The sequence below is a fragment of the Moraxella sp. CTOTU46711 genome, assembly GCF_031975715.1.
GTDB lineage: Bacteria > Pseudomonadota > Gammaproteobacteria > Pseudomonadales > Moraxellaceae > Faucicola.
Genome location: NZ_DALYMP010000002.1, coordinates 32,076 through 57,136, shown reverse-complemented (window position 1 = coordinate 57,136; position 25,061 = coordinate 32,076). Strand labels below are relative to the sequence as shown.

The window sequence follows — 25,061 nt, the reverse complement described above, 5'->3', positions numbered from 1 at the left end:
TATTAGGTAAACCTGTGAGTTTTTGTTAATATGGAGGTATTGACTCGGGGTGCAGTTGGATGACATACCAACGGCTGAGACATACCCGTCGAACCTGACACGGTTAATACCGTCGTAGGGAAGTCGTCTATTAGGTTAGTTAGACCGATATTTTTCTAGAACCAGTTTTTTCTAGAATCAGTCTTTTACGAGAAACAGTCACACTCACCTATCTTCGCCCGAGTCCAGCAAACCATAACTTCATAACATAACATGGACTCGCTATGAACCAACTTACCAACGTTACTCACAAGACCCCTGCCCACCGTGACCCTACCGATGACCGCTTTGAAGAAGAAGCGCGTGATTTGACGCGCGCTTTACCGGCATCTCGCAAAGTCTATATCCAAGGCTCACGCCCCGACATCCAAGTACCGATGCGGGAAATCACTTTGACCGATACCCCGGTGGGCGGTTTTGGTAAGGCAGAAGGCGAAAAAAACCCACCGTTTTATGTGTATGACACCTCAGGGGTGTATACCGACCCCAATGTCGAGATTGACTTAACCAAAGGCTTACCAAAACTGCGTCAAGCTTGGATAGAAGCGCGCGGCGACAGCGAGCAGCTTGCCAAACTCTCAAGCCAATACGGCAATGAACGTGCCAATGACATCGCCACTGCTAACCTGCGCTTTGGGCATATCGACAAGCCGAGACGGGCGATCAATGGCAAAAACGTCACCCAAATGCACTACGCCAAACAAGGCATCATCACCCCAGAGATGGAATACATCGCCATCCGTGAAACCCAAAAGCAGCATGAACTGACAGATTTGCGTCAGCACGCTGGTAACAACTTTGGTGCCAATACCCCCAAACTCATCACCCCAGAATTTGTGCGTGCCGAAGTCGCTGCAGGACGGGCGATTATTCCCAATAACATCAATCACCCCGAATCAGAACCGATGATTATTGGGCGCAATTTTTTGGTTAAAATCAATGCCAATATCGGTAATTCAGCGCTGGGCTCTAGCATTGATGAAGAAGTTGCCAAAATGACCTGGGCTACCCGTTGGGGCGCGGACACCATCATGGATTTATCAACGGGCAAGCATATCCATGAAACCCGTGAATGGATTATCCGTAACTCCCCCGTCCCCATCGGTACCGTACCGATTTATCAAGCCCTAGAAAAAGTGGATGGCGTTGCCGAAGATTTGACATGGGACATCTTTAAAGACACGTTGATTGAACAAGCCGAGCAAGGCGTCGATTATTTTACCATTCACGCGGGCGTACTGCTGCGCTACGTACCGGTGACCGCCAATCGTTTGACAGGCATCGTCAGCCGTGGCGGCTCTATTATGGCACAGTGGTGTCTTGCCCATCATAAAGAGAATTTTCTTTATACCCACTTTGAAGAAATTTGCGAGATTATGAAAGCCTACGATGTGTCGTTTAGTCTGGGTGATGGTTTGCGCCCCGGTTGCCTACAAGACGCCAACGATGATGCGCAGTTTGGTGAGCTCAAAACCTTGGGCGAGCTGACCCAAGTGGCATGGCAACATGACGTACAGGTCATGATTGAAGGTCCAGGGCACGTTGCCATGAACCGTATCAAAGAAAACATGGACTTACAGCTTGAGGTCTGTAAAGAAGCGCCTTTTTACACGCTTGGACCTTTGACGACGGATATCGCGCCAGGCTACGACCATATCACATCCGCCATTGGTGCGGCGATGATTGGTTGGTACGGCACTGCCATGCTGTGTTATGTGACGCCAAAAGAGCATTTGGGCTTACCCAATAAAAAGGACGTCAAAGACGGTATCATCACTTACAAAATCGCGGCGCACGCGGCAGACTTGGCAAAAGGACACCCAGGTGCCCAAGCGCGGGATAATGCCTTGTCAAAAGCGCGTTTTGAGTTTCGCTGGGATGACCAGTTTAATCTCAGCTTAGACCCAGACACGGCTCGTGAATTCCATGATGAAACCTTGCCAAAAGAAGCGCATAAATCGGCGCATTTTTGCTCGATGTGCGGTCCAAAATTCTGCTCAATGAAAATCACCCAAAACGTGCGGGATTATGCAGCAGGGCTTGAGTTTAATAAACCACAGCTTGGGCAAGACATTACCCCTGATACAGGTGAGTTATCGGATGCAAGCCACGCTATCAAGCAGGTGGATACTGAGTTGGTCGGGCAAGTGGGTGAAGCGTCTGCCGATGAAGTCCGCCTAGGCATGGAGCAGATGAAGCAAAAATTTATTGAAGAAGGTAAACAGCTGTATAAAGAAGTTTAAGCCCCAGCTAATCTAAAGCCGCTATGATATATAGCCGCTAGCGTAGTCAACTTGTCAAATGCTTGTTGCCGGCTAGCGGCTTTTTTACACCAATTTTTATCATATTTTTTATTGATTTTTCAATCAGTTACCTGTTATGGTAGTGCCCTTTTATTGACCAATTAATTAAAGTTAAGAACAAACGCACGAACATAGCAGCGCTAATAATTTGCAAAGTCGTTTAACTCGCAAATTTAAAGTCCTATTTAATTGAATTAAAAAAACAAGCGTAATACAAAGAAATCAAGAGGTTTTTATGCACCCTAAAATTCTAACAGCTTTGACCCTTGCCGTGCTTGGCACAGGGGCTGCGCATGCAGCGCCTACCAATCCCACGCCTACTCGTGCTGCTGCCCAGACTGCCAACCAAACAGCACCCACCGTGCTACAGCAAAATCTATTGACCTTAATCAAAGCTGGTCAAGCGATGGAAGCTGAGACCCAAGTCAAACAAGCTGAAATCGAAAAAAAATACCAACCTAAAGTTGCTGAAGCCAAAACCGATGCCCAAAAAGCTGCGATTCAGACCCAGTTTTTAAATGAGGTGATTGCCTATAAAAGCTATCAAAAACAAAAATTTGCGGCAATTAAATTGACCGAGCCAAGCGTATCAAACTTGCGTGACCAATATATCGAAACGCTAAGTAGCGATATCGCTGCCGCTCAAATCGTCATCGCCAATCCAAAACCGACCCCTGACTCTAAGAAAAAATTTGCAGAACAACTCACCAAATCAAAAAATTTAACGCTAGCAGTGCGTAATGGCTTAGAAACCCTAATGAAAAAAGCGGGTTTTAAGAAACAAGTGCTACAACCCAAAACCAAATAAGCGTTGGTTAATAAAAAAACCGAAACACTTTGATGGTGTTTCGGCTTTTTTGTTGCACAAGAAGTTAACACTAATTTTTCAGCCCAAGCACATCTTGCATATCAAACTGTCCTGTTTGCTGCTCATTGACCCACACCGCAGCACGCACCGCCCCTGCGGCAAAAGTCATGCGCTCACGGGCTTTATGGGTGATTTCAACTATTTCGCCATCGGCGATAAACATCACCGTATGGTCGCCGACAATCTCACCCCCGCGAATGGCATGGATACCAATCTCGCCTGCTTTGCGTGCGCCAGTTTGACCTTCGCGACCATAAATCGCCACGTCTTTTAGGTTTTGACCGCGTCCTTTGGCAACCGCTTCAGCCATCATATAAGCAGTACCCGATGGCGCATCAATTTTGTGTTTATGGTGGGCTTCAATAACTTCGACATCGGCGCTGTCACCAAATGCTTTGGCAGCCATTTCAAGTAGCTTAAGGGTTAAATTTACCCCAGTTGAGTAGTTGCCTGCATATACGATGGCGATTTTTTCACTTGCCTGTTTTAAGATGGCGTTTTGTTCATCATTTAGGCCTGTTGTTCCAATGACCATATTGACACCTTTGGCAGCACAAAGTTGTAAGTTTTTGGCAGTCGACTCAGGCAAGCTAAAATCTATGAGCACATCAATATCATGAATGACCCCTGCCAAGTCATCAACCAAAGCGACATTAGTTTTATCAAGATTAACTAGCTCGCCCGCATCCACGCCCAACAAGCTTGAGCCTTGACGCTCTATTGCCCCTGCAAGGGTAGTTTGTGGATTTTGTGCCACCGCTTGAATCAGCATACGTCCCATGCGCCCACCTGCGCCTATGATCCCGATTTTTACCATTTGCTTATCCTTTATCTAGCTTTATCTAGCCTGATTACCTAGTGTAACTTTCTAATCTGATTTTCTAGCCTGATTTTTTTGCATAAATTTCTAAGTTTAAATCATAACAGCTTGTCTCGCTGAATCCTAGCTTAACTCAATACTGGCTTATGCCAAAAAAAACCCTTGCAATCATTACAAGGGTTCGATGTTTCACGTGAAACTTCTATAAAACAATATAAACCAATAAAACTTAGTCAAACAAATCTTTGACATCTTCTTTGAGTTTATCAAAGAAAGATTTTTTCTGGGGCGATTGTTGATGATCACCCATAGATGATTGTAGCTGACGAAGTAGCTCTTTTTGTTCGTTGTTAAGGTTGGTTGGTGTCTCAACCACCACACGGCATAACAAGTCACCTTTCATCGTCGTGCGCACGGGGGTAACGCCTTTGCCTTTGATACGGAATACTTTGTGGCTTTGGGTGCCTTCAGGAATGCGTAAATTGATACGTCCTTCAAGCGTTGGCACTTCCACCTCACGACCTAAGGCTGCATCTGCAAAGCTGATTGGCACATCCATGTATAAGTCAGCGCCTTCACGGGTAAAAATAGGGTGCTGTGCCACACGGATTTCAACATACAAGTCACCGCTTTCACCGCCTGTAATCGCTTCACCTTCGCCCGTTAAACGTACCCGATCGCCATTGTCGATACCGGCAGGAATGGTGACTTCAAGGGTACGTGATTTTTCTTTAACACCCGAGCCATGACAGTCATTGCAAGGATTTTTGATTTGTTTACCTGAGCCGCCACAATTGGGGCAGGTTTGTTGCACAGCAAAAAATCCTTGCTGCATACGTACCACACCCGCACCACCACAAGTTGCGCAGGTCACGATATCGCTGCTGTCTTTGGCGCCCTTACCATCACAAGTTTCACAAGGAGCAGGTGCAGTAAAGGTAATTTCTTTTTTTGTCCCTTGTACCGCTTCTTCAAGCGTCAAATCAAGCATATAGCGTAAATCTGAGCCGCGTCTGCTACGTCCACCCCCTGTGCGACCCCCAAAGATGTCGCCAAAAATGTCTTGGAAGCCGCCCGCGCTGCCACCACGACCGCCGCCCATGCCGCCAAAAATATCGCCAAAAATGTCTTGGAAGTTTCCACCGCCAAAGCCGCCACCGCCCATGCCATTCTCAAACGCAGCATGCCCCATACGGTCATACGCTGAACGTTTGCTATCATCACTTAGCACTTCGTATGCCATCGAGGCTTCTTTGAATTTTTCTTCGGCGGCAGGGTCATCAGGGTTACGGTCTGGATGGTATTTCATCGCAAGTTTGCGGTAGGCTTTTTTGATTTCTTGTTCATTAGCGGTTTTATCTACCCCTAATACTTCATAAAAATCGCGTTTTGACATAGTAACTCCTTTGGCAGCATAGTTTTGACAGTACGGAAGAGTGGATTCGACCAGTAGCAACGTTTAACAGCTGCCAAACCTTTGAAAGACTAAAATTTAAAAATATGCAATATAGTGGCGATTTTTGTTAAATAATCAAGCAAATAATCGGCAATCAGCGCAAAAATATTTTCCTTTTTTTGCAAGAAAAATACGCAACAGCCCAGCCCATTGTTTTAAACTAATTAGCAAACTTTAACTCTGATAGTGATTTATGAAAAAAGTATTATCTTTGCTAATCATCCTTGCACTGATTATCATCGCATGGGTATTTGCCTCCCCTTATTGGGCAGTGTACCAACTGAAAAAAGCCTATGATGCACAACAAGCAGACACTATCAGTGCAGCGATTGAATTTACGCAACTGCAGCAAAGTATCAAATCACAGCTAAGCCCTGTATTAATAGAAAAAGCCAATCATGTGGCAAAATCCCCTATTTTGCAGATGCTCAATATCGAATTAAACCCTGATGACCTAGTGAATAAAATGGTCAATCAAGCCGTGGATAATACCGTCACGCCAGAGGGCGTACAGTATGCGTTGACAGGACAAGCGACCACCGAGCTGCTCAAAACAAATGTCAAACTGCTGGGGGGCTTGGTGGCCGTAGCGATGGATAAGATTGATATCAAAGACTTGATTTTGGCGCGCAATTCAGCTGAACTTAATCAAAAAATTAAACAACAATTACAATCGCCTAATCCCAATGCCACCACAGCAACGTCACAGACCCAACCGACCACACACTATTGTGGTTTTAACTGTTTTGAAGTCACCGGACAGCTGCGTGGCTATCCCTTAACGTTGAGCTTGCAGCGCCAAGGGCTTATCCATTGGAAAATCGTGGGTGTGACACTGCCGCTAAATGCTTAAAACTGGTCAATTTCTTCGGCAGTCAAAAATCGGCTTTCGCCTTTTTCTAATCCTGCTAAGGTAATGTTACCGATGCTGGCACGGTGTAGCTCAATGACTTTATTGCCAAAGTAGCCCATCATGCGTTTGACTTGGTGGTATTTGCCTTCCGTGAGTACCAGCTTGGCATGAGTAGCATCAGAAAAACTTAACTCAGCAGGTTTGGTTTTATCATACTCGTCCTCAAGCATGATGCCTTTTGCTAATTCTTTGATAGCAAATGCCTGTTGTGCTTCAGTCATTGGGTCGGCAAGGGTCAACTCATACACCTTTGCCACATGATGTTTTGGGCTGGTGACACGGTGCAAAAAGCCACCATCATCACTGAGTAGTAGCGCACCTGTGGTGTCGACATCGAGTCGCCCCGCAATCCGCAAGCTACCTAGCTGAGGTACATCAATCAAGTCTGTGACAATCGGCCACTCTTTTGGCTTTAGGGTGCATTCAAAGCCTTCTGGCTTATATAACAGTAAGTAGCGATTGCCCATCGCGACCGATAACGGCTCACCCGCCCATTCGATATCGTCATCCACTTCATCGATATGTAGGCTTGAATCTTTGACCACCTCGCCATTGACAGTGACTTCGCCTGCGTGCAAAATTTTTTTGCAGTCTTTACGCGATAGCTGGGTGGCTTTGCTTAAAAATTTGTCTAAACGCATTTTTTTGTTATCCTAGTGTTTGTTTTGTTTATTGTAACATAGATTAACCATGACCTATTACACGCTTAGCGACCCATGTACTGCCACACTTGAGATTAAAAAAAGCCAATTTTTGGGTTTTGGCTATTCCATTGATAGCCGCGAGCAATTAATGTTTCACGTGGAACAATTACGCAACCAGTATCCCGATGCGCGCCACGTGTGCTATGGCTATATTATTGGCGACCCACACAATACCACCTCGGCAGGGTTTGATGACGATGGTGAGCCCAGTGGTACAGCAGGCAAGCCGATTTTAAACGTGTTACAACACAAGGGAATTGGTAACTGCGTTGTGATTGTGGTGCGTTACTTTGGCGGTATCAAACTTGGTGCAGGTGGGCTGACACGTGCCTATAGCAGCAGCGCGCAAGCCGTGGTTGATAACATGAATTTGCACACGTTTGTGCCGTTAAGCGTGGTACTGATTGAAACCGATTTTGCCAATGAATCCTTTGTTAGGCATACATTAGACGGCTTTAGTGCCACGATTTTGAAGGTTGATTATGGTAAAAATGTCGTTTTGACCGTAGAGGCTGCGCAAAAGTCGGTTCAAGCCCTCAGCGAAAAAATCGGCTTTTACGGTACTGTGAAAGCTAGCGAATAACCAAAAGCAAATAACCACAGCAGCAGCGTAAAAGTGCTAGCCTAGCAAAATTGTCCTCAAAAAAACCTACAAAACACCCCAAACTTACTTCACAAGTTGCCATGAAAAAACTGTCAAAAAGCCGTAAAATAGTCAAAAATCATAACAATTACTAGGCATATTATGAATATTCACCAACTACCCCTAACGCCATTTCGCACCCCGTTTTTCTTAGCCAACCCCCACGTTCAAACCATTTTACCCAAGTTTATCAAACTGCCAAAACCTAACTATCAGCGTCACCTTCACCCTGACCGTACCGGCACCACCCAAGTCGCTTATGACTTTGTGTTTGCTAATACCGACAATCAGCCAAACCTTGATAAGCCATTGGCGGTGATGTTTCATGGGCTTGAAGGCAGCAGTAATAGCCATTACGCCATTGCCTTTGCCCACCAAGCGCACCGATTGGGGTATGATGCGGTTATCGTGCATTTTCGCGGCTGCGGCGGGGTGGATAATACCTCAGAACTGGACTATAACGCGGGTGATACTGCCGAAGCGGTACATATGTTTGACCTGCTAAAAACTCAGTACGGTTATAGCCGAATTGTAGCCAGCGGCGTGTCGCTCGGCGCCAATATGCTGGCTCGTTATATGGGCGAGCAAGGCGATGCAGCTGCCTGTGAAGCAGCGGTGGTAATTTCTGCGCCCGTCGATTTGACGACTTCGGCAAAAGCCATGCATCGTTTTGTCGCCAAACGGGTATATACGCCTTATTTGCTCAATCCTTTATTGCAAAAAGCTTTAAAAAAGGTGGATGAGCCAGCATTAGTTAACGCCTTAAAAAATATTAAGATGATTGATGAGTTTGATGAGTTATATACCGCGCCGCGCCATGGTTTTGGCACAGGAGCGAATTATTATATCCAAGCCTCCGCCCTACCTGTACTCAAAAACATCACTAAACCCACGCTGATTATCACTGCCAAAGACGACCCATTTTTGGGCATTCTTGCCACCCAATCAGATGTGTCACCTTGTGTGCGCTTACTGTATAGCCAGCATGGGGGACATGTGGGCTTTGTGCAATTACAAAACAAAAAACTCAATGTGAATTGGCTGCCTAACACCACCTTTAAATTTTTTCAGGCTTGTGCTGACTGATTACTATTGCTTCAATAAAAAGCTCCATCACAATGACGGAGCTTTTTATTTATTAAAGTTAATGAGTGGTTTTTTAAGATTACTTCTAACATTATAAAATGCCGTAATTCACCATGGCTTTAGCAATCTTGTTAAAACCTGCTAGGTTTGCGCCTTTTTTATAATCAATGCTCCCATCCGCTTGTTTACCATGGTTAAAACAATCGTCATGGATATTTTTCATGATGGTTTTTAATTGCTCATCAAGCACCGCAAAGGTTGCGTATTGACGTACCGAGTTTTGTGACATCTCAAGACCTGATACCGCGACCCCACCGGCATTCGAGGCTTTTCCCGGCGCATAGATGACGCCATTAGTTTGGAAGATGGCGATGGCATCGGCATCACTGGGCATGTTGGCACCTTCTGCCACATATTTAACGCCATAATTGACAAGATTTTGCGCATCTTGCCCGTTGATTTCGTTTTGGGTGGCGCAAGGTAGGGCAATATCGGCTTTGATATGCCATGGGCGGCTACCGTCGATCCATTCGGCGTCATCACTGGTGCCGACGAAGTCTTTTAAACGTTTGTCTTGCGCTTTATAAGTTTTGAGCGCTTCAATTTGCTCTAAGGTAAAGCCATGCTTGAGATATAAAGTGCCTTTTGAGTCTGATAATGTCAGTACCTGTGCGCCAAGCTCAATACATTTTTGTGCCGCATGTAGCGATACATTGCCCGCACCTGAGACTAGGACAGTCTTAGCCATCAAGCCGTCATGATGGGCTTCTAGCATATTTTGTAAAAAATACACAAGACCAAACCCCGTTGCCTCGGTACGAATCAAGCTACCACCTTGTCCCACTGTCTTACCGGTTAATACCCCGGTAAACTCACGATTAAGCGTCTTATACATGGCGAACATATAATTAATTTCACGGCCACCGACACCGATATCACCTGCAGGTACGTCTATATCTGCACCAATATAAGGCGCTAATTCGCGCATAAAGGCATAGCAAAATCGACGGATTTCGGCGTCTGATTTACCTTTTGGGTCAAAGTCTGAACCGCCTTTACCCCCACCCATGGGCAGACCGGTCAATGCGTTTTTAAAGATTTGTTCAAACCCTAAAAATTTTAGTACCGAAAGATTCACACTGGGATGAAAACGAATACCGCCTTTGTAAGGGCCTAATGCATTGTTAAATTGCACACGCCAACCGCGGTTGACTTGAACATTGCCTTGGTCATCTTCCCAGTTGATACGAAATTGAATAACGCGGTCGGGGTTGGTTAAGCGGTCAAATAGATTAAGGTGTTGATAAACAGTGGATTGGTCATAAACCGCTGCGATATCTTCCCAGAATTCTTCGACCGCTTGGATAAACTCTGGCTCATTGCTATGACACTGCTTTAAAATACTTAATAACTCACTGCTTTTCATACCACTCCTCAATTCTTTAACTTCATAAAAATAGTGCAAAAACACTATTTTGGTGAATTTATAGTAACTTAGCACTGTCATAGTAATTTGTAAAACTATTTTTCTGTACCTCTTTGGCACGGTTTTGGCACGATGGGTTGTCGAAAACTAGACATGGGTGTTTGTGAGCAAGTTAACCTGCAACGGGATTTAATAGCTGACAAAGCTTGATTTGTCCTTTAAAATTGTTAATTTTTAGCAAGGTTTAGCGGCTTTGGTTAGCCGCTAATGCGTATTTGACCTAAGGCAAACTTATGCACATTCATATTCTTGGTATTTGTGGTACCTTCATGGGTTCGTTGGCGCTGCTTGCGCGTGACCTTGGACATACCGTGACAGGCTCAGACGCCAATGTCTATCCACCAATGTCCACCCAGCTTGAAAATGCGGGTGTTGAGATTATGCAAGGGTACGCCGCCAGTCATTTACAACCTGCACCTGATTTGGTGATTGTCGGCAATGCCATGAAGCGCGGCATCGAAGCAGTTGAATATATGCTTAATGAGCGTATTCCTTATACCTCAGGTCCGCAGTTTTTGGCAGAGCAGGTATTGCAATACCGTCATGTATTAGCCGTCGCAGGCACGCATGGCAAAACTACCACTACCACGATGCTGGCGTGGATTTTACACTATGCAGGTATTGATGCCGGCTTTTTGATTGGTGGCGTGCCACTTGTCGATACCCAAGATGAACGCCTACAACAAGCGTTTGCCCACAGTAGTTATTTAGGTAGTGATAAAACTGCAGATCATGAAGGTTACTTTGTCATCGAAGCGGATGAATATGACAGTGCTTTTTTTGATAAACGCTCTAAGTTTGTTCACTATCGCCCAACCACCGCAATTTTAAACAACCTTGAATACGACCACGCTGATATCTTCCCCAACCTTGCCGCCATCCAAACCCAGTTTCATCACATGGTACGCATGATACCGTCAAATGGCAAAATCATCATGCCAGCAAATACTGAAAGCTTGGAAGAAACCCTTAAAAAAGGCTGTTGGACCCCCATTTGGCGAACAGCGATTGCTGCCACTAATTCCCACGCCGATTGGCAAGCCAAGCTAGTGAAACAAGACGGAAGCCAATATGAAGTCATGTTTGAGGGGCACAAAGGAGAAGTCAATTGGCAGATGAGCGGGCTACATAGCGTCAATAATGGTTTAGTGGCAATTGCAGCAGCCTACAATGTTGGCGTATCAGTTGCACAAGCCTGTGAAGCCTTATCCAATTTTGCGGGTATCAAACGCCGTATGGAGCTGGTCGGCACAATCGATAACAACGGCAAACAGATAGAAGTTTATGACGACTTTGCCCACCACCCAACCGCCATTGAAACCACGCTCGATGGCGCCAAAAAACGTTTTGCGGATAACCCAAAGCGTAAAATCTGGGCGGTGATTGAACCACGTTCAAACACCATGAAACTCGGCACCCACCAAGGTTTGCTTGCGCCATCAGCGAGTATCGCCGACCAAGTCATTTGGTATCAACCTGCCAATCTAGATTGGTCAGTCGCCGATGCGATTGGCAACACTGCCAACCAACAAGTGATGACATCGACCGATGCGATTATTGAGCATATTGCAGCACACATTGGCGATGACGATGCGGTGATTGTGATGTCAAATGGCGACTTTGAAGGTATTCATGGTCGACTGGTGAAGGCACTGCAGCAACCCTAACTGTTCTAACCTTGTAAATTTGCTAGCAAAAATCGTGATTTTTTAGCATACTCATGATTACTTGTAAAAATATTAGGTTACACAATGCTTACCCGAGTCATTTTTAATCAAAAAGGCGGTGTTGGTAAATCCAGCATTGCTGTCAATCTTGCCGCGATGAGCGCCCATCAAGGTTTGCGTACTTTACTCATCGACCTTGACCCACAGTGCAACGCTACCCAATATATCATCGGCGATGCGGCCACAGACATTCATCCCGCGCATATCACAGAACCCAATATTGAAAATTTCTTTTCGCAAACCCTGCAAGCGACGTCTAGCCCTATGCCAATGATGTTTGCATTTCCATTTGGTGGTATGACGGGTAGTCGTAATCAAGGGTTGGAGCACTGTATTCACACCACCCGATTTGATAATTTATCACTGATTCCAGCCAGCCCCATGCTTGCCGATATTTTGCAGCCCCTTGAAAGCAAACATAAAATTTATAAATTAAAAGACGGCTTAAACCTTTTAACGCAGCAATTTGATCGGGTGTACATTGATACACCACCGGCGTTTAACTTTTTTACTTTATCGGCATTGATCGCGGCTGATCGTGTCATCGTCCCGTTTGATTGTGATATTTTCTCCAAACGCGCGCTGCAAACCTTGGTGCAAAATATCTTAGAGACGCGCCAAGACCATAATAGTGACTTGTTAATTGAAGGCATTATCGTCAATCAGTTTGACCCACGCGCCAATTTACCCAAAGAAGTAGTACAAACGTTGGTCAATGAAGGCTATCCTGTATATGACACCAAACTTAGCCCTTCCATTATCATGAAACAATCCCATCATCAAAGTTTGCCGCTGATTTATTTGGACCCCAAACATAAACTCACCCAACAATATGCTGCGCTTTATCAAGAAATCGAATCTAGATAACGGAACTTACATTTAATCGTGTCTACTGACATAGCATTACATTAAATAAAAAATCCTCTTAATACTTCAAAGAGAACTTACATAATTAACAAACCAACATTTTAACTGATGGTAGCTTGTCTATAAAATGATAGTCATCAGAGAGGCAGTTATTAGTTAAAACTATAAATATAACAATTTAGCCCTGTAACGCTTGCCAATCGATTAGGTAAAAAAATAAGTTAAAAATTAGACAAGTTAAAAAATTAGGAGTGTTAAAATGAGCTTTATTTATATGATTATCATGGGTCTTATCGTTGGTGTTATCGCACGTGCTATCAAGCCAGGTGCGGACGCAATGGGTTGGATTCTTACTATTGTACTGGGTATTATTGGTGCATTAGTGGGCGGTTTCTTAGCAGGTATGCTAGGCATGAATGCCAATGGTGGCTTTACCGGTTTGATCTTTTCAGTCATTGGTGCCATTATTGTGCTATTCGTCTATGAATTAGCGACGGGTAAACGCCGTATTGGTTAATGCTGTATGAGTTAACTATGCAATCAATTTAAAATATCAATTAAAAAAGGCATTTAAATTAAATGCCTTTTTTATTGGCTAAAATTTTCTGAACGCATAATATCTAACGCTTGGCATTTTGGCTTTAAATTTTTTTAGTTTGATTTTTTTTGCGGTCATTGTCTTACTAAGTTTAGAATCTAAGCTTAGAATAATGCTATATTGTTGACTTGGTTTTTAGCACCAGATACCTACTAGACCCCAACTAGACACTCATGAGATACTAAGGTAAACATTTTCATGGAACAACTTGTCAATTTTCACACGCAAAATGGCGTTTTAGAAATCCAATTTAATCGAGCTGATAAAAAAAATGCCCTAACCAATGCCATGTACCAAGCAGTACAAACTGCGATGGAACAGGCAAAAAGTGACGATAATATTCGAGCGATTTTATTTACGTCAACGGGGGATTTTTTTACCGCAGGCAATGATCTTGTCGATTTTTTAACCAAAGCAGAAAATGATAATGCTGAGCTTAATGCCTTAGATTTCGTGCAGTTTTTGGGTGATTATCCCAAACCCATCGTGGCAGCGGTGACAGGCTCAGGCGTTGGCATTGGCTTGACGCTACTACTTCATTGTGATTTGGTGTATATCGTAGAAAACGCTAAATTATTAGCCCCATTTGTGGATTTATCATTGGTACCAGAAGCAGGTTCGACCCTTTTGCTGACGCAAAAAATTGGTTATCAGCGTGCCTTTGAGGTGTTTGTGATGGGTGAAAAAATCACAGCCATACAGGCAGTTGAATTGGGCTTAGCCAACCAAGCTTTTGCTACTAGCGATGAGGTATTAAGCACGGCGCGGCAAAAAGCAGAAATACTTGCCAAAAAATCGGTGCCATCGGTACGACAAACCAAAGACTTAATGCGTAATGCCACAGAAATCCTAGCGCGTATCCAACAAGAAAATATTCACTTTAGTAGCCGTCTACAGACGGATGAAGTCAAAGCGATACTGCGCAAATTTGTCCATAAACAGTAAGGCAAAAGAGAATAATAATGCAAAAAAGCCTTTTAATTGGCAAATTAAAAGGCTTTTATTTGACCCAATTTATTAGATAGCCATCATTTGGCTACCACAAACTGTTCAATTTGCGTACGCACCAAATTTGCATCATTATCAAGCACAGTCACATACTGCGCCAAGCTTTCGATATTATCGGTATGCTTGGGGCGGGGAATGTCAAGTTGACCCACAGCTTCGGTGATGGTCTCGGCAAATTTGGCTGGCAAGGCGGTTTCAGCGCACACAATGACTTCACCCTCTTTGCGTACTTCACGTGCCACTTTTATCCCATCAGCGGTATGCGGGTCAATTAGCTGATTGTCTTCGGCATACACTTGTTTGATCGTGGCGATACGGTCGGCATGCGTTGATTTTCCCGATGCAAAGCCATATTTGCCATTGATATTTGCCATCAAATCCGACATATCAAAGCCTTTACCTGCGTTGACATCCTGCCAAAGCGTATTAATTGTTTCGCCATTTTTCTCAGCGAGCAGATACACAAAACGCTCAAAATTTGACGCTTTTGAAATATCCATCGATGGGCTTGATGTCACATAAGTCTTGTCAGCGGTACGCGGGCTATATTTGCCAGTAGTAAAAAAGTCATGCAGAACGTCGTTTTCATTGGTGGCAACGATTAACCGCTCGATGGGTAATCCCATTTCACGGGCAATATGTCCCGCGCAGATATTACCAAAGTTACCCGATGGCACGCAGAAACTCACCTTTTGGCTGTTGTCAGTAGTACTAGCAAAGTAACCTTTAAAATAGTAGACGATTTGCGCTAGGATACGACCCCAGTTAATGGAGTTGACAGTCCCAAGGCTGTATTTGGCTTTAAACTCGGCATCTTGCTGCAAGGCTTTTACGATGTCTTGGCAGTCATCGAACATACCTTTGATGGCGATGTTATGGATATTTTTATCATCCAGGCTATACATTTGTGCGCGCTGGAATTCACTCATTTTGCCATGGGGTGACATCATGAACACTTCAATATTGTCTTTGCCGCGCAACGCATATTCAGCCGCTGAGCCTGTATCGCCTGATGTCGCACCGATGATGGTCAGACGCTCATTTTTTTTCTTTAACACATATTCAAAAGCATTGCCCAAAAACTGCATGGCGATGTCTTTAAATGCCAATGTGGGGCCGTTTGATAACTCGATGATTTTGATGCCATCTTTGAGTGTACGAACAGGGGTGATATCGGGATTGCCAAATGCTTGTACGGTGTAAGTTTTATCAATCAGTGTTTTTAAATCGTCTTTTGGGATATCGGTGGCGAATAATTGCATGATTTCAAAGGCAAGCTCAGGATAGCTTAAAGTGCGCCATTGGGTGAGGGTTGCTTCATCAATCTGTGGGTATTCTTCAGGTAGCATTAAGCCGCCGTCTGGGGCAAGTCCCATCAGTAACACATCACTAAATTGCATAGGGGCCGTTTTGCCACGGGTGCTGATATAGTTCATCTTTCCATCCATTTAATCAATTTCATGCAGTTTAGCATAAACCTAGCATTGCGATGAATGCCAATTTTTTACCCACGTTTTTGCAGTAAGGCATAATAAAAGCCATCGCCATCGTTTTGATGAAGCGGCAAGCATTGATAACCGATGTCCTGTTTGATTTGGTTGGATAAATTAAGGCTAAAATCCACGATTTGCGCCTCTTTGTGTGTGGCTAAAAACGCTTGTAACTGGTCTTCATTCTCTGCTTTTAACATCGAGCAGGTGATGTAGAGTAGATAGCCGTTGTCGGCTAAATTATGCCAACAGTTTGCTAAAATATGGGCTTGTAACGCGGCAGTTTGCCCTACATCTTCTTCAGTACGTAGCAATGCAATATCAGGATGGCGGCGAATCACACCCGTTGCGGTACAAGGTGCATCAAGCACTATCACATCAAATTGGGTATCGGCTTGAAACGTTGTGGCATCATCACATACCAAGTGTACATTCTCTTGGTTTAACTGCAAACGCTCAAGGTTTTGGCTCACCCGTTGTAAACGTTTTTCATCGTTGTCCACAGCAATTATATGCGCGATATTTTGATGTTTCACGTGAAACGTTTTTGACTCATCAAGTTCCAATAAATGCGCCAGTTTACCCCCAGGCGCAGTGCAAGCATCTAGTACAGTCAAAGATTTATCCAAGGCGAGGCTTGCCAAAATATGCGCTGATAACTGGGCATGTCTGTCTTGCACACTGACCCATCCTTCGGCAAATTTAGGCAAATCGGTGATTCTTATAGCGTCAGTGAGTTGAATGGTTTGCACCTCCTCAAAGCCAATGAACACTAGGGCAAAACCGATGCCTTGTTGGGTTAATATATCGGCATAATCCTCTACACTACAAAATTTGCGATTGACGCGTAAGAATATGGGCGCAGGTTGGCGAAGTGCTTGTCCAAGCTCGGCATAGTATTCACCCCAATCCTGTTTGAGCTGTTTGGCAAGCCAGTTAGGTAGACTGTGGTTTTTCTCAATTTTTTTGGCAAATTTGGCAGGGTTTTTTTGCACCTTTCGCAGTATGGCATTAATAAGTCCCGCACCGTAACCTTTATCCAGTTGTTTGACTGCTTCGACCGTTTCACCAATCGCCGCGTAATCTGGCGTGTCCATATACAGCAGTTGGTACAGTCCGATATTGAGTGCTGCCCATACGCCTTTATCAGTGACTTCATGCTCAATCAAGCTTTCACCAATACGAGCGAGTGCCCACCATTGACGCAGTGTGCCAAGCAATAATTCATGGGCAAAGCCTTTATCTTTTTCGCTCACTTGGTTGAGTAGTGGGTCAAGCAAGCTAGCTAAGGACTCGCCTTGTTGGATACGCTCAAGGGTGGCGACAACTTTGGCGCGAGTGTTAAGCTGAGAATGTAATTGGGTCATGATGTGCCTAATTGGTTATGAGTGAAAAATATCACCATCGTTGAGTTTATCTCCATTGGCAATTTGCTCAGCGGTTAACGGCTTACCCCCTGGCCACTGCATTTGGGTGATATTAATCAGATGTTGCACACCCTGATGTTGGTGGTTGGTCGCGTTTTTACCACAGGCGACCAAAATCGCATTACGACCCACACTGACGATTTTACCTGCAGGTTCATGGGTTTGTTGGTCGAGTTTAATGGGCGCTGCTTCTATTATTTTGATACGGCTGTTGGGGTCTTTATGTTCATCAAGATAGGTAAAGGCATTTAACGCACGGATTTGACGTTGAATACTGATAGCATCATTTTGCCAGTTAATCTCACCCTCTGCCGTGGTGATTTTCTCAGCATAATTAGTCAAGGCGTCGTCTTGTTTTTGCGCTTTTTGTTGATAGTTTTCTAAATCAGACAACACCGTGACAATGGCTTCACCGCCTAATTTGGCTAATTTGTCATGCAGTAGTTGGGTGGTATCTGTGTCAGTAATTGGGCACGCTACTTTATACAGCATATCGCCCGTATCGAGTCCCTGCGCCATTTGCATAATGGTAATGCCTGTAGTGTCATCACCTGCTAAAATCGCACGCTGAATGGGCGCTGCACCGCGCCAGCGTGGCAATAATGAGCCATGAATATTGATACAGCCAAATTTTGGGATATGTAGCACGCCAAGTGGTAAAATCAACCCATAAGCCGCCACTATCATCACATCGGGTTGATAGTGTTTAAGTATTTCACGTGAAACATTGCCATTGACTGATTTTAGACTAAAACTTTCGGGTTGCTCCACCGCAATGTTATTTGCTAAGGCAAGGGCTTTAACGGGTGATGCGTTAATTTTTTGCCCACGACCAGATTTGCGGTCAGGTTGTGTATAGACTGCCACAATGTCAATATTAAGGGCTTTTTGGTGACTGATGAGTGCTTGTAAGGCGACTTTAGCAAATTCGGGCGTACCAGCAAATACGACCCTAAGCGGGGTTTGAGACATGGTAAATTTCGACTTAAATACAATAAATTTCTGCTATTATAATATGAATTGGCACAATACTTAAATCTAGCATTGTGATGATGGGTTTTTTTCTTTTACCTTCATTGACCGTTTTCTCTATTGGGTATATCACGCTGTGTCAAACCAGTTTTCTCTTTACAATCGCCCAGCAGCTCGGCGACTCATCATAACCTTAGTGGCTATCGAGCTGATACTAATAGTGGCAGGTTATGGACTGCTTTGGCTTTATGCGTTGCAGCAGCAACAGCAGCTTGGCAAAAGCTACCTCGTTGAACTGGTTGATAAACTCAATCATAAAATTACCCACGGTGAGCACGATTGGAGTCAGGTTAATTTAGACCAACATGAAGCCATCAAAAATTATCAGTTGATTGTCTTTGAGCCAACGGGTGATACTACCGTTGTCAAAAACAACCATAACGATTTCTCTGACGCCTTACCGAATTGGACGCTATCTGCCAAACAAAGCAATAAAATATTTTATGATGATCGTGGCTTTGAAGTTTGGCAGAATCTGGCAGCGGGTTACCGCCTATACGTTAAAGTACAATACTTCCCGCTTTGGAATAATTTTGCCAACCCTATCTATTTGCTGCCGCTGCTACTAGGGCTTTGCCTATTTTTATATGTGATGATTCAGCTACGAAAGAGCTACGAGGTTTGGTATAAACTTCTCGATTATGCCCAGAATTTGCAATTGCAAATTAGTGAAGGTTATCAGCCTGCCAAGCTTCATGAGTTTCGTAATCATCCTGAACCGCTCTATTTGGCTCAGCTATTTAACCGATATGCTTATAAGATGGGTCAATATTATGATAAGGTTCGCGAGTTAACTTATCGACAAAATATTTTGATTGATACTTCACCAATTTTGCTATTTATCATGAGCAGAAATGGTCGGATTGTATACTTTAATCATAAATTTTCACAAGTGTTTTATACCCCGTTTCAACCGGGGTCGATGTATATTCTCAGTGACTTTATCACCGGTGCCAATAAAACCACGCAGCAGTTACTAAGTTCGCTCGAGAATATTCAGACTTATGCGACTTTACCCGTGACCAATCTACAGCGAAATCTGTATTTTGATTTACGCATTACCCCGTATTATAACCGTTTTGGTCAATTACAAGGTTATAGCTGTGGCTTACAAGATACCACCGATTATCACGATAAGCTGCAAAAAGCGTGGGTCGAAGATAAATTTACTGCCGATAAATTAACTAGTTTTAATAAAATGTGGGCGGTAGTGGGACATGAATTACGTACCCCACTGAGTGGTCTAGTCGGCATGATAGATTTACTTGCTGAAGATAAAGCGCAGTTTAATAGCGAGCAACAAGAAACCATCGCAACCTTACAGCAATCTAGCCAAACCATGATTCAACTGCTCAATGATATGCTGGATGTTGCCAAATTAGACGCAGGCAAGCTACAAACCAATGTCACGTCTATTGATCTCTTGAAGTTACTACGCCAAACCACTGAACTGATGCTTGGTAATGCCCGACGTCAAAAAATTAGTCTGTATATTTTTGTGGATCCCCTTACCCCACGTTTTATTGATTGTGATGAAGGTAAATTACGCCAAATTATTTTAAACTTATTGACCAATGCGGTGAAATTTACCCGAGAGGGCTACGTGGCTATCACGGTTGATAAAACCGATAGCCATTACCCATTAATCAAGGCTAAAACTAGCCAAAATACCACTGTCACCAAAGATTGGTTAAAAATATCAGTAAAAGATACCGGCTTAGGTATTACAGAAAAAGACCAACAAAAGTTATTTTCTTACTTTGGACAGGCCAATGATTCCATTAGTCGGCAGTTTGGCGGTACAGGGCTTGGTCTAGCCATTTCAAATAGTTTTTCACATTTATTGGGCGGGTTTATTCATTTAGAAAGTCAATTTGGTCAAGGGAGTGAATTCCAACTATTTTTACCGATTCCAAAGTTTAGTCTGCAGTCTGCTTACCAATATAAAACTGGTAATTTAAGGGTAACACTGATTATTATCTCGCCATTTTCTATCTTTGAGCGAGTGAATAAAGTGCTAAATTATGTGGAATTATCGCACCATATCTTCACAGCTATTGATGAAGCCATTATCGATACGATTAACAACCTTGATTTGCAAGGCTTGATGCCGGTCTTTGTGATTGATGATGTAGCACTCAAACCCAATAACCATTTATTAGATAATATTCATTTTTATGCTGATGCGATTAAAATTATTTTAAGCATGGAATCCCCCAAAACTTTGCCACCCGAACGCCAATTACAATTTGATGGGTATTTGCAAAAACCTGCGTCTTTAAGCCACTTGATTGCGGAGGTGAATCATCTATATGAGTTAAAAATCAGAAAAGAAAAAACCAACACCCATCTCCCCGTACAACTGGCGTTTAAGCAATTTTTGCAGCAGTACCCTAATCTCTCTCATTCTAGCGTTACCGTAGCATCCGCACCACCACCCGTTAATAACTATAATGTCTTATTGGATACACCAATTCAATTGGTTGATGACGGGCAAGCGAGTGTTGATAGCCTAAATGATGCGCATCACTCTAGTCAAAAATTGATACTAATAGCAGAAGACAACCCCGTTAACCAAAAAATTGCCAAAAAACATTTGGAAACCTTGGGTTATCGCTATCTTGTAGCCGATGATGGCGAGCAAGCGGTTAAGTTACTTAGTGAAAATCGTCAGCGAATCGGACTTGTTTTGATGGACTGTCGTATGCCAATCTTAGATGGTATTGAAGCGACACGTATTATTCGTCTCAATAAAGATAGTGTGCCTATTGTTGCCTTAACCGCCAACGATTCTGATGATGATAGAAATATCTGTTTAGAAGCGGGCATGGACAGTTTTTTGACCAAACCTATCAATAAGCAAAAACTCATCGAAGCCATCAATCATTACATGGTCTGAGACAATAAAAAAAGACCAGGTTAACTTGGTCTTTTTTTGTTTGAAGTAAAACATTATTAGGGTCGAGTTTTAAAAGTAAATTGATTGGTGGTTTTTTGTCCATCATCATAAACCAGTTGGTAACTAACTTGGTAGACAGTATTGGGTTTAAGCGGTAAATCTGGGATGAAGATGACTTCATTTTTGCTTAATAGTTTATTGGGGTCAGAGAGGCTTGTTAGCGTATGTATCATGCCTATCGACGTACCATTTTGCATTATTGTGGCTGTCGCCTCAGCAATAGTTTTATCAAAAGGTGCTAACACATATACAGGTTGTCCAGTCGGCTGGTCTTTTAAATTTCGGGTTGTACCAAATGGGTTCGGGGTTTCATCTGTGAGTTTATAGTCAGTAGTAACCCCATCACAAGGGAAATTCAAAAGCTTGGTATTTTCTATATATTTTTGGCTGGAAGGTAAGGCAGATACGATTTCCAATAGACTCGTATGATTAATTTCATTATTGGCGGTCCATTTGACTAATTGATAGCTTAATCCTACCTCAGTAAATTGCGGATAAACTAAACTACGCAGGTGATAAGGGGCAGCAAATAAATGATATAACATGGCTTCGACTGTGGCAGTGTCATTTACCGTATAACTACTATCCTTAGTGGAGAAGTTTGATAACGAAATATTCTCACCTTGCCCTTGATCATCGTAATGAGTACTAACGGCATTTTTACCCAAGGTAGAGGGTTTTAGTCTAGTGGCTAAATCAATACCTGAATAATAGGGGTTGGTAATCCCTGTATCTAACAAATCCGTTTCAGCTTGCTCTTCGTGACTTGCAAATGGCTGTTTATTTGTTTCAGTTACCGATGCCATATAGTTGGCATGATTCATTGCTGTAAGGTTAAGATTCTGATTGGCTGTTAGACTACCAAAGCCACACTGACTACGATTTTCATTCAATAACTTCATCGCAGCCAATTCTACTGTGCTATTAGTGGGAGAGGTAGGAATAGGGGTTGGGGAAGTGGTTGATGATGGGGTTAATGAGCTATCGCTGTTACCGCTTTCCCCGCCGCCACAAGCGGTTAATAAAGTCGCTAACAGTGTTAACATGATAGCACGGTTGAAAAAATTATTTGATAGCAGCGTGTCCATTTAAACTCCCTATAACCTTAACTTCATGTTTCAATATGTATCATTACAGATTGATTTGATTGAGTTATTGTTACACTTTGTTCGAGAAAAAAGAAGTTCAATCTTTCACCATACTCAAAACTTTTCGTCAATTGCTGACAAATTTATGCTTTGCAATTAGCAACTGGCTATTTGTTGTTTTTAACTACCAATATCATTTAGCCACCAATATCCCTTAATCGGCGACCTTTGTAGCCACTAAAGTAAGCGCATCGTGTTTACCGCCTAAAACTGCAAATTTGACGATTTTTGTTCAGCTAAAAGTTTAGCAGGGGATATATCCGTGTTATTTGCTAAATCCATTTTGTTGTAGGAAATTTAAGGTAATGCCTTCATGGTTAGAATTTGACATGTCGCCTGATGTTGACACAAGAAGCTTTTCTAAATATCTGGCTACCACATCCACCTCGATGTTAACTTTTGTTGCTACTTTCCAATGTCTGGCTATGTTGGTGACCTGCGCTGTATGCGGTATGATATTTAAACTAATCACATTACCTTCTACCAAATTACTGGTCAAGCTAATACCATCGACCGTTACAGAACCCTTGGTAGCGACATATTTGCTAAACTCGCTTGGAATCTCAATCTCTATGTGAATCGAGCGCGAATCATTTTTTATCAGTTTAACCGTACCCGTGGTATCAACATGACCGGTGACAATGTGTCCGCCAAATCGTGTAGTAGGCAACATGGCTTTTTCAAGGTTTAATACATCTCCTACTTGCCATTGTTGCATCGCTGTTTTATTGAGTGTTTCACGTGAAACATCAACGGCGTACCAGTCTTTACCTTGCTCTATAACAGTGAGACAAATCCCGTTACTTGCAATCGAGTCACCCAATTTAACATCAGCAAAGTCCAAATAGTCAGATTGAACTTTTAAGCGTACATCACCCTGTGTTGGCGTAATCGCAACGATTTTTCCAGTAGCTTCAATAATACCTGTGAACATTGTTTATCCTAGTTTTTTATGATATCAATGCATTTTAATGTACTTTTACAACTATCACAAACATAAAATATTATTTAGAATAATTAAATTATAATCAGCGATCAACTTTAATTCAAATCGAGCATCAAGCGTTCAAAAAATTAAAATGATAGAGGTAGCTTTTGGTGGATAACTTACCATCATAGACTAGTTATGACCTTGTTTATCTACTTATCCACTAGTCATAATTCCGATAGGTAACGGGTGTTTTGTGCAATGTTTCATGTGGAACACCGCTTATAGTCTAGTATTATAGTATAATTTGACTCTAATGATTGTTTCATGTGAAACACTTATCCACAAAAGAAATGCTGGTTTTAACGTAGTTATTAGATTTATCTAACAATGTGGATAAGTTTTAAAAATCAAAGAATATAACAGTTTAACTGATTTTTTGCGCAAGTTTTACCTAGTTCATTGTGTGGATTTACTTATCAAAGCGATAGGTTAGTTTGATATCAGCACCTATTGTTTCATGTGAAACTAGTGAAGCGACCATTTGTTGGTGAATATGCTGTGCCGTAAAGTTAATCATGGGCTTAGCACTGCTACCCAAAATGCATGGCGCTTGATACACGACTAATTCATCTACCAAACCTTGTTGTAAGAAACTAGCAGCGACCGTCGCACCCGCTTCAACCAACACATCATTGATTTGGTAATTGTCTTTTAAAATGGTGAGTAGTTGGGTTAAGCTCATAGTTGCGTCTTGGAGAAGCAAAACAGGACGCTTGTTGATTTGACTTTGGTACCATGCATCCGTCATTTGGATGCGTTGACGACGGTCAAGCACTACCAATAACGGCTGGGATATGTCGTCTAAATTTACCCCTAATTGCTGACTACGGATATTTAGCGCAGGATGGTCTTGTAGGATGGTTTCGCTCCCCGTAATAATCGCCCCTGCCTGCGCTCGTAAACGCTGTACATCCTCGCGTGATTGGTCACTGGTTATCCATTTTGACTCGCCATTTGCCATCGCGGTGCGTCCATCCAGACTTGTCGCTATCTTTAAGCGCACAAAAGGCAAGCCGCCACACATGACTTTAAAAAAGCCTTCATTTAATTGATAAGCCGCTTGCTCACAAATACCGGTAATGACCTCAATACCCGCCTGCTGCAGTTTGGCAATACCGCCACCATCGACTTTAGGATTAGGATCGACAACAGCAATCACAACACGGCTGATACCCGCTTTGATTAATGCATCAGCACAGGGCGGGGTACGTCCATGATGGCTACAAGGCTCAAGGGTGACATATGCTGTTGCGCCTTGCAATTGCTTGGCATCACGCTCATACGCTTGGCGAAGGGCAAACACTTCGGCGTGGGGTTGTCCTGCTTGATAGTGAAAACCTTCGCCAATGATTTGATTATCTTTGACAATTACGCAGCCGACATTAGGATTGGGACGGGTGGTGAAACGTCCTTTTTTAGCCAGCTCAATGGCGCGTGACATGTAGTATTGGTGCTGATAGCGCTCAGCAGATGATAAAGTTGCCGTCATAATAAAC

20 protein-coding genes and 1 riboswitch are annotated in these 25,061 nt (G+C 43.1%); of the genes, 10 read left to right on the top strand and 10 right to left on the bottom strand.

What is annotated here, in order from left to right:
* The first annotated feature begins 35 nt into the window (after positions 1-35).
* A riboswitch (TPP riboswitch) is annotated at positions 36-138 on the top strand.
* 125 nt (positions 139-263) lie between these two features.
* Together thiC and RTJ53_RS04110 are read left to right on the top strand one after the other, a co-directional pair.
* Positions 264-2,282: a phosphomethylpyrimidine synthase ThiC gene (gene thiC, locus RTJ53_RS04115; protein WP_312275971.1), complete on the top strand. Its 2,019-nt coding sequence runs from the start codon at positions 264-266 to the stop codon at positions 2,280-2,282.
* A 295-nt stretch (positions 2,283-2,577) separates the two neighbouring features.
* Positions 2,578-3,150 (top strand): hypothetical protein, encoded by a 573-nt coding sequence (locus RTJ53_RS04110; RefSeq protein ID WP_312275970.1) that lies wholly within the window; start codon positions 2,578-2,580, stop codon positions 3,148-3,150.
* Positions 3,151-3,220: 70 nt separating this feature from the next.
* On the opposite strand, the gene dapB is transcribed toward RTJ53_RS04110, so the two are convergent.
* Together dapB and dnaJ are read right to left on the bottom strand one after the other, a co-directional pair.
* On the bottom strand, positions 3,221-4,027 hold the full coding sequence (gene dapB, locus RTJ53_RS04105; RefSeq protein ID WP_312275969.1) for a 4-hydroxy-tetrahydrodipicolinate reductase: 807 nt from the start codon (positions 4,025-4,027) through the stop codon (positions 3,221-3,223).
* Between the two features lie 232 nt (positions 4,028-4,259).
* On the bottom strand, positions 4,260-5,426 hold the full coding sequence (dnaJ, locus tag RTJ53_RS04100; RefSeq protein WP_100274325.1) for a molecular chaperone DnaJ: 1,167 nt from the start codon (positions 5,424-5,426) through the stop codon (positions 4,260-4,262).
* Between the two features lie 253 nt (positions 5,427-5,679).
* Here dnaJ and RTJ53_RS04095 point away from each other — a divergent pair, with 253 nt between their 5' ends.
* On the top strand, positions 5,680-6,339 hold the full coding sequence (locus RTJ53_RS04095) for a DUF2939 domain-containing protein (RefSeq protein WP_312275968.1): 660 nt from the start codon (positions 5,680-5,682) through the stop codon (positions 6,337-6,339).
* On the opposite strand, the gene RTJ53_RS04090 is transcribed toward RTJ53_RS04095, so the two are convergent.
* The gene (locus tag RTJ53_RS04090; protein WP_312275967.1) at positions 6,336-7,040 is read right to left on the bottom strand and encodes a pseudouridine synthase; all 705 of its coding nucleotides are present in this window, start codon (positions 7,038-7,040) and stop codon (positions 6,336-6,338) included. The two genes, RTJ53_RS04095 and RTJ53_RS04090, sit on opposite strands and share 4 nt — an antisense overlap.
* Positions 7,041-7,089: 49 nt before the next feature.
* On the opposite strand from RTJ53_RS04090, the gene RTJ53_RS04085 reads away from it, so the two are divergent.
* Together RTJ53_RS04085 and RTJ53_RS04080 are read left to right on the top strand one after the other, a co-directional pair.
* Entirely contained in the window at positions 7,090-7,686 is a 597-nt protein-coding gene (locus RTJ53_RS04085; protein ID WP_312275966.1) for a YigZ family protein, read from the top strand.
* Positions 7,687-7,848: 162 nt separating this feature from the next.
* Positions 7,849-8,832, top strand: a complete 984-nt coding sequence (locus RTJ53_RS04080) for a YheT family hydrolase (protein WP_312275965.1) — start codon at positions 7,849-7,851, stop codon at positions 8,830-8,832.
* A 91-nt stretch (positions 8,833-8,923) separates the two neighbouring features.
* On the opposite strand, the gene gdhA is transcribed toward RTJ53_RS04080, so the two are convergent.
* The gene (gene gdhA, locus RTJ53_RS04075) at positions 8,924-10,258 is read right to left on the bottom strand and encodes an NADP-specific glutamate dehydrogenase (protein ID WP_312275964.1); all 1,335 of its coding nucleotides are present in this window, start codon (positions 10,256-10,258) and stop codon (positions 8,924-8,926) included.
* Between the two features lie 293 nt (positions 10,259-10,551).
* Here gdhA and mpl point away from each other — a divergent pair, with 293 nt between their 5' ends.
* The 4 genes from mpl to RTJ53_RS04055 all read left to right on the top strand — a co-directional run bounded on the left by mpl (position 10,552) and on the right by RTJ53_RS04055 (position 14,455).
* Positions 10,552-11,985, top strand: coding sequence for a UDP-N-acetylmuramate:L-alanyl-gamma-D-glutamyl-meso-diaminopimelate ligase (gene mpl / locus RTJ53_RS04070; protein ID WP_312275963.1), 1,434 nt, complete (start codon positions 10,552-10,554; stop codon positions 11,983-11,985).
* Between the two features lie 84 nt (positions 11,986-12,069).
* Positions 12,070-12,912 carry a ParA family protein gene (locus RTJ53_RS04065; protein WP_160002746.1) on the top strand — a complete coding sequence of 281 codons (843 nt, stop codon included), beginning with the start codon at positions 12,070-12,072 and terminating at the stop codon, positions 12,910-12,912.
* Positions 12,913-13,171: 259 nt separating this feature from the next.
* Entirely contained in the window at positions 13,172-13,429 is a 258-nt protein-coding gene (locus RTJ53_RS04060) for a GlsB/YeaQ/YmgE family stress response membrane protein (RefSeq protein ID WP_036601338.1), read from the top strand.
* A 279-nt stretch (positions 13,430-13,708) separates the two neighbouring features.
* Positions 13,709-14,455, top strand: a complete 747-nt coding sequence (locus RTJ53_RS04055) for an enoyl-CoA hydratase-related protein (RefSeq protein WP_312275962.1) — start codon at positions 13,709-13,711, stop codon at positions 14,453-14,455.
* Between the two features lie 83 nt (positions 14,456-14,538).
* Here the strand turns inward: RTJ53_RS04055 and thrC are convergent, their stop codons facing one another.
* The 3 genes from thrC to fmt all read right to left on the bottom strand — a co-directional run bounded on the left by thrC (position 14,539) and on the right by fmt (position 18,407).
* Positions 14,539-15,954 carry a threonine synthase gene (gene thrC, locus RTJ53_RS04050; protein ID WP_312275961.1) on the bottom strand — a complete coding sequence of 472 codons (1,416 nt, stop codon included), beginning with the start codon at positions 15,952-15,954 and terminating at the stop codon, positions 14,539-14,541.
* Between the two features lie 68 nt (positions 15,955-16,022).
* Entirely contained in the window at positions 16,023-17,375 is a 1,353-nt protein-coding gene (rsmB, locus tag RTJ53_RS04045; protein ID WP_312275960.1) for a 16S rRNA (cytosine(967)-C(5))-methyltransferase RsmB, read from the bottom strand.
* A 15-nt stretch (positions 17,376-17,390) separates the two neighbouring features.
* Complete coding sequence (gene fmt, locus RTJ53_RS04040) at positions 17,391-18,407, bottom strand: methionyl-tRNA formyltransferase (protein WP_312275959.1); 1,017 nt, start codon at positions 18,405-18,407, stop codon at positions 17,391-17,393.
* Between the two features lie 136 nt (positions 18,408-18,543).
* Between fmt and RTJ53_RS04035 the strand changes: the two genes are divergently transcribed.
* Positions 18,544-21,366, top strand: a complete 2,823-nt coding sequence (locus RTJ53_RS04035; RefSeq protein ID WP_312275958.1) for a response regulator — start codon at positions 18,544-18,546, stop codon at positions 21,364-21,366.
* Between the two features lie 56 nt (positions 21,367-21,422).
* Here RTJ53_RS04035 and RTJ53_RS04030 read toward each other — a convergent pair whose 3' ends face one another.
* The 3 genes from RTJ53_RS04030 to ribD all read right to left on the bottom strand — a co-directional run bounded on the left by RTJ53_RS04030 (position 21,423) and on the right by ribD (position 25,054).
* The gene (locus tag RTJ53_RS04030; protein ID WP_312275957.1) at positions 21,423-22,514 is read right to left on the bottom strand and encodes a CAP domain-containing protein; all 1,092 of its coding nucleotides are present in this window, start codon (positions 22,512-22,514) and stop codon (positions 21,423-21,425) included.
* A gap of 325 nt (positions 22,515-22,839) precedes the next feature.
* The gene (locus tag RTJ53_RS04025) at positions 22,840-23,508 is read right to left on the bottom strand and encodes a riboflavin synthase (RefSeq protein WP_312275956.1); all 669 of its coding nucleotides are present in this window, start codon (positions 23,506-23,508) and stop codon (positions 22,840-22,842) included.
* 466 nt (positions 23,509-23,974) lie between these two features.
* Positions 23,975-25,054 carry a bifunctional diaminohydroxyphosphoribosylaminopyrimidine deaminase/5-amino-6-(5-phosphoribosylamino)uracil reductase RibD gene (gene ribD / locus RTJ53_RS04020; RefSeq protein ID WP_312275955.1) on the bottom strand — a complete coding sequence of 360 codons (1,080 nt, stop codon included), beginning with the start codon at positions 25,052-25,054 and terminating at the stop codon, positions 23,975-23,977.
* Positions 25,055-25,061: the final 7 nt, after the last annotated feature.

Excerpts from the sequence above, each read along its gene's own strand:
- thiC (WP_312275971.1), top strand. The coding sequence starts at position 264 with ATGAACCAACTTACCAACGTTACTCACAAGACCCCTGCCCACCGTGAC.
- RTJ53_RS04110 (WP_312275970.1), top strand. The coding sequence starts at position 2,578 with ATGCACCCTAAAATTCTAACAGCTTTGACCCTTGCCGTGCTTGGCACA.
- dapB (WP_312275969.1), bottom strand. The coding sequence starts at position 4,027 with ATGGTAAAAATCGGGATCATAGGCGCAGGTGGGCGCATGGGACGTATG.
- dnaJ (WP_100274325.1), bottom strand. The coding sequence starts at position 5,426 with ATGTCAAAACGCGATTTTTATGAAGTATTAGGGGTAGATAAAACCGCT.
- RTJ53_RS04095 (WP_312275968.1), top strand. The coding sequence starts at position 5,680 with ATGAAAAAAGTATTATCTTTGCTAATCATCCTTGCACTGATTATCATC.
- RTJ53_RS04090 (WP_312275967.1), bottom strand. The coding sequence starts at position 7,040 with ATGCGTTTAGACAAATTTTTAAGCAAAGCCACCCAGCTATCGCGTAAA.
- RTJ53_RS04085 (WP_312275966.1), top strand. The coding sequence starts at position 7,090 with ATGACCTATTACACGCTTAGCGACCCATGTACTGCCACACTTGAGATT.
- RTJ53_RS04080 (WP_312275965.1), top strand. The coding sequence starts at position 7,849 with ATGAATATTCACCAACTACCCCTAACGCCATTTCGCACCCCGTTTTTC.
- gdhA (WP_312275964.1), bottom strand. The coding sequence starts at position 10,258 with ATGAAAAGCAGTGAGTTATTAAGTATTTTAAAGCAGTGTCATAGCAAT.
- mpl (WP_312275963.1), top strand. The coding sequence starts at position 10,552 with ATGCACATTCATATTCTTGGTATTTGTGGTACCTTCATGGGTTCGTTG.
- RTJ53_RS04065 (WP_160002746.1), top strand. The coding sequence starts at position 12,070 with ATGCTTACCCGAGTCATTTTTAATCAAAAAGGCGGTGTTGGTAAATCC.
- RTJ53_RS04060 (WP_036601338.1), top strand. The coding sequence starts at position 13,172 with ATGAGCTTTATTTATATGATTATCATGGGTCTTATCGTTGGTGTTATC.
- RTJ53_RS04055 (WP_312275962.1), top strand. The coding sequence starts at position 13,709 with ATGGAACAACTTGTCAATTTTCACACGCAAAATGGCGTTTTAGAAATC.
- thrC (WP_312275961.1), bottom strand. The coding sequence starts at position 15,954 with ATGAACTATATCAGCACCCGTGGCAAAACGGCCCCTATGCAATTTAGT.
- rsmB (WP_312275960.1), bottom strand. The coding sequence starts at position 17,375 with ATGACCCAATTACATTCTCAGCTTAACACTCGCGCCAAAGTTGTCGCC.
- fmt (WP_312275959.1), bottom strand. The coding sequence starts at position 18,407 with ATGTCTCAAACCCCGCTTAGGGTCGTATTTGCTGGTACGCCCGAATTT.
- RTJ53_RS04030 (WP_312275957.1), bottom strand. The coding sequence starts at position 22,514 with ATGGACACGCTGCTATCAAATAATTTTTTCAACCGTGCTATCATGTTA.
- RTJ53_RS04025 (WP_312275956.1), bottom strand. The coding sequence starts at position 23,508 with ATGTTCACAGGTATTATTGAAGCTACTGGAAAAATCGTTGCGATTACG.
- ribD (WP_312275955.1), bottom strand. The coding sequence starts at position 25,054 with ATGACGGCAACTTTATCATCTGCTGAGCGCTATCAGCACCAATACTAC.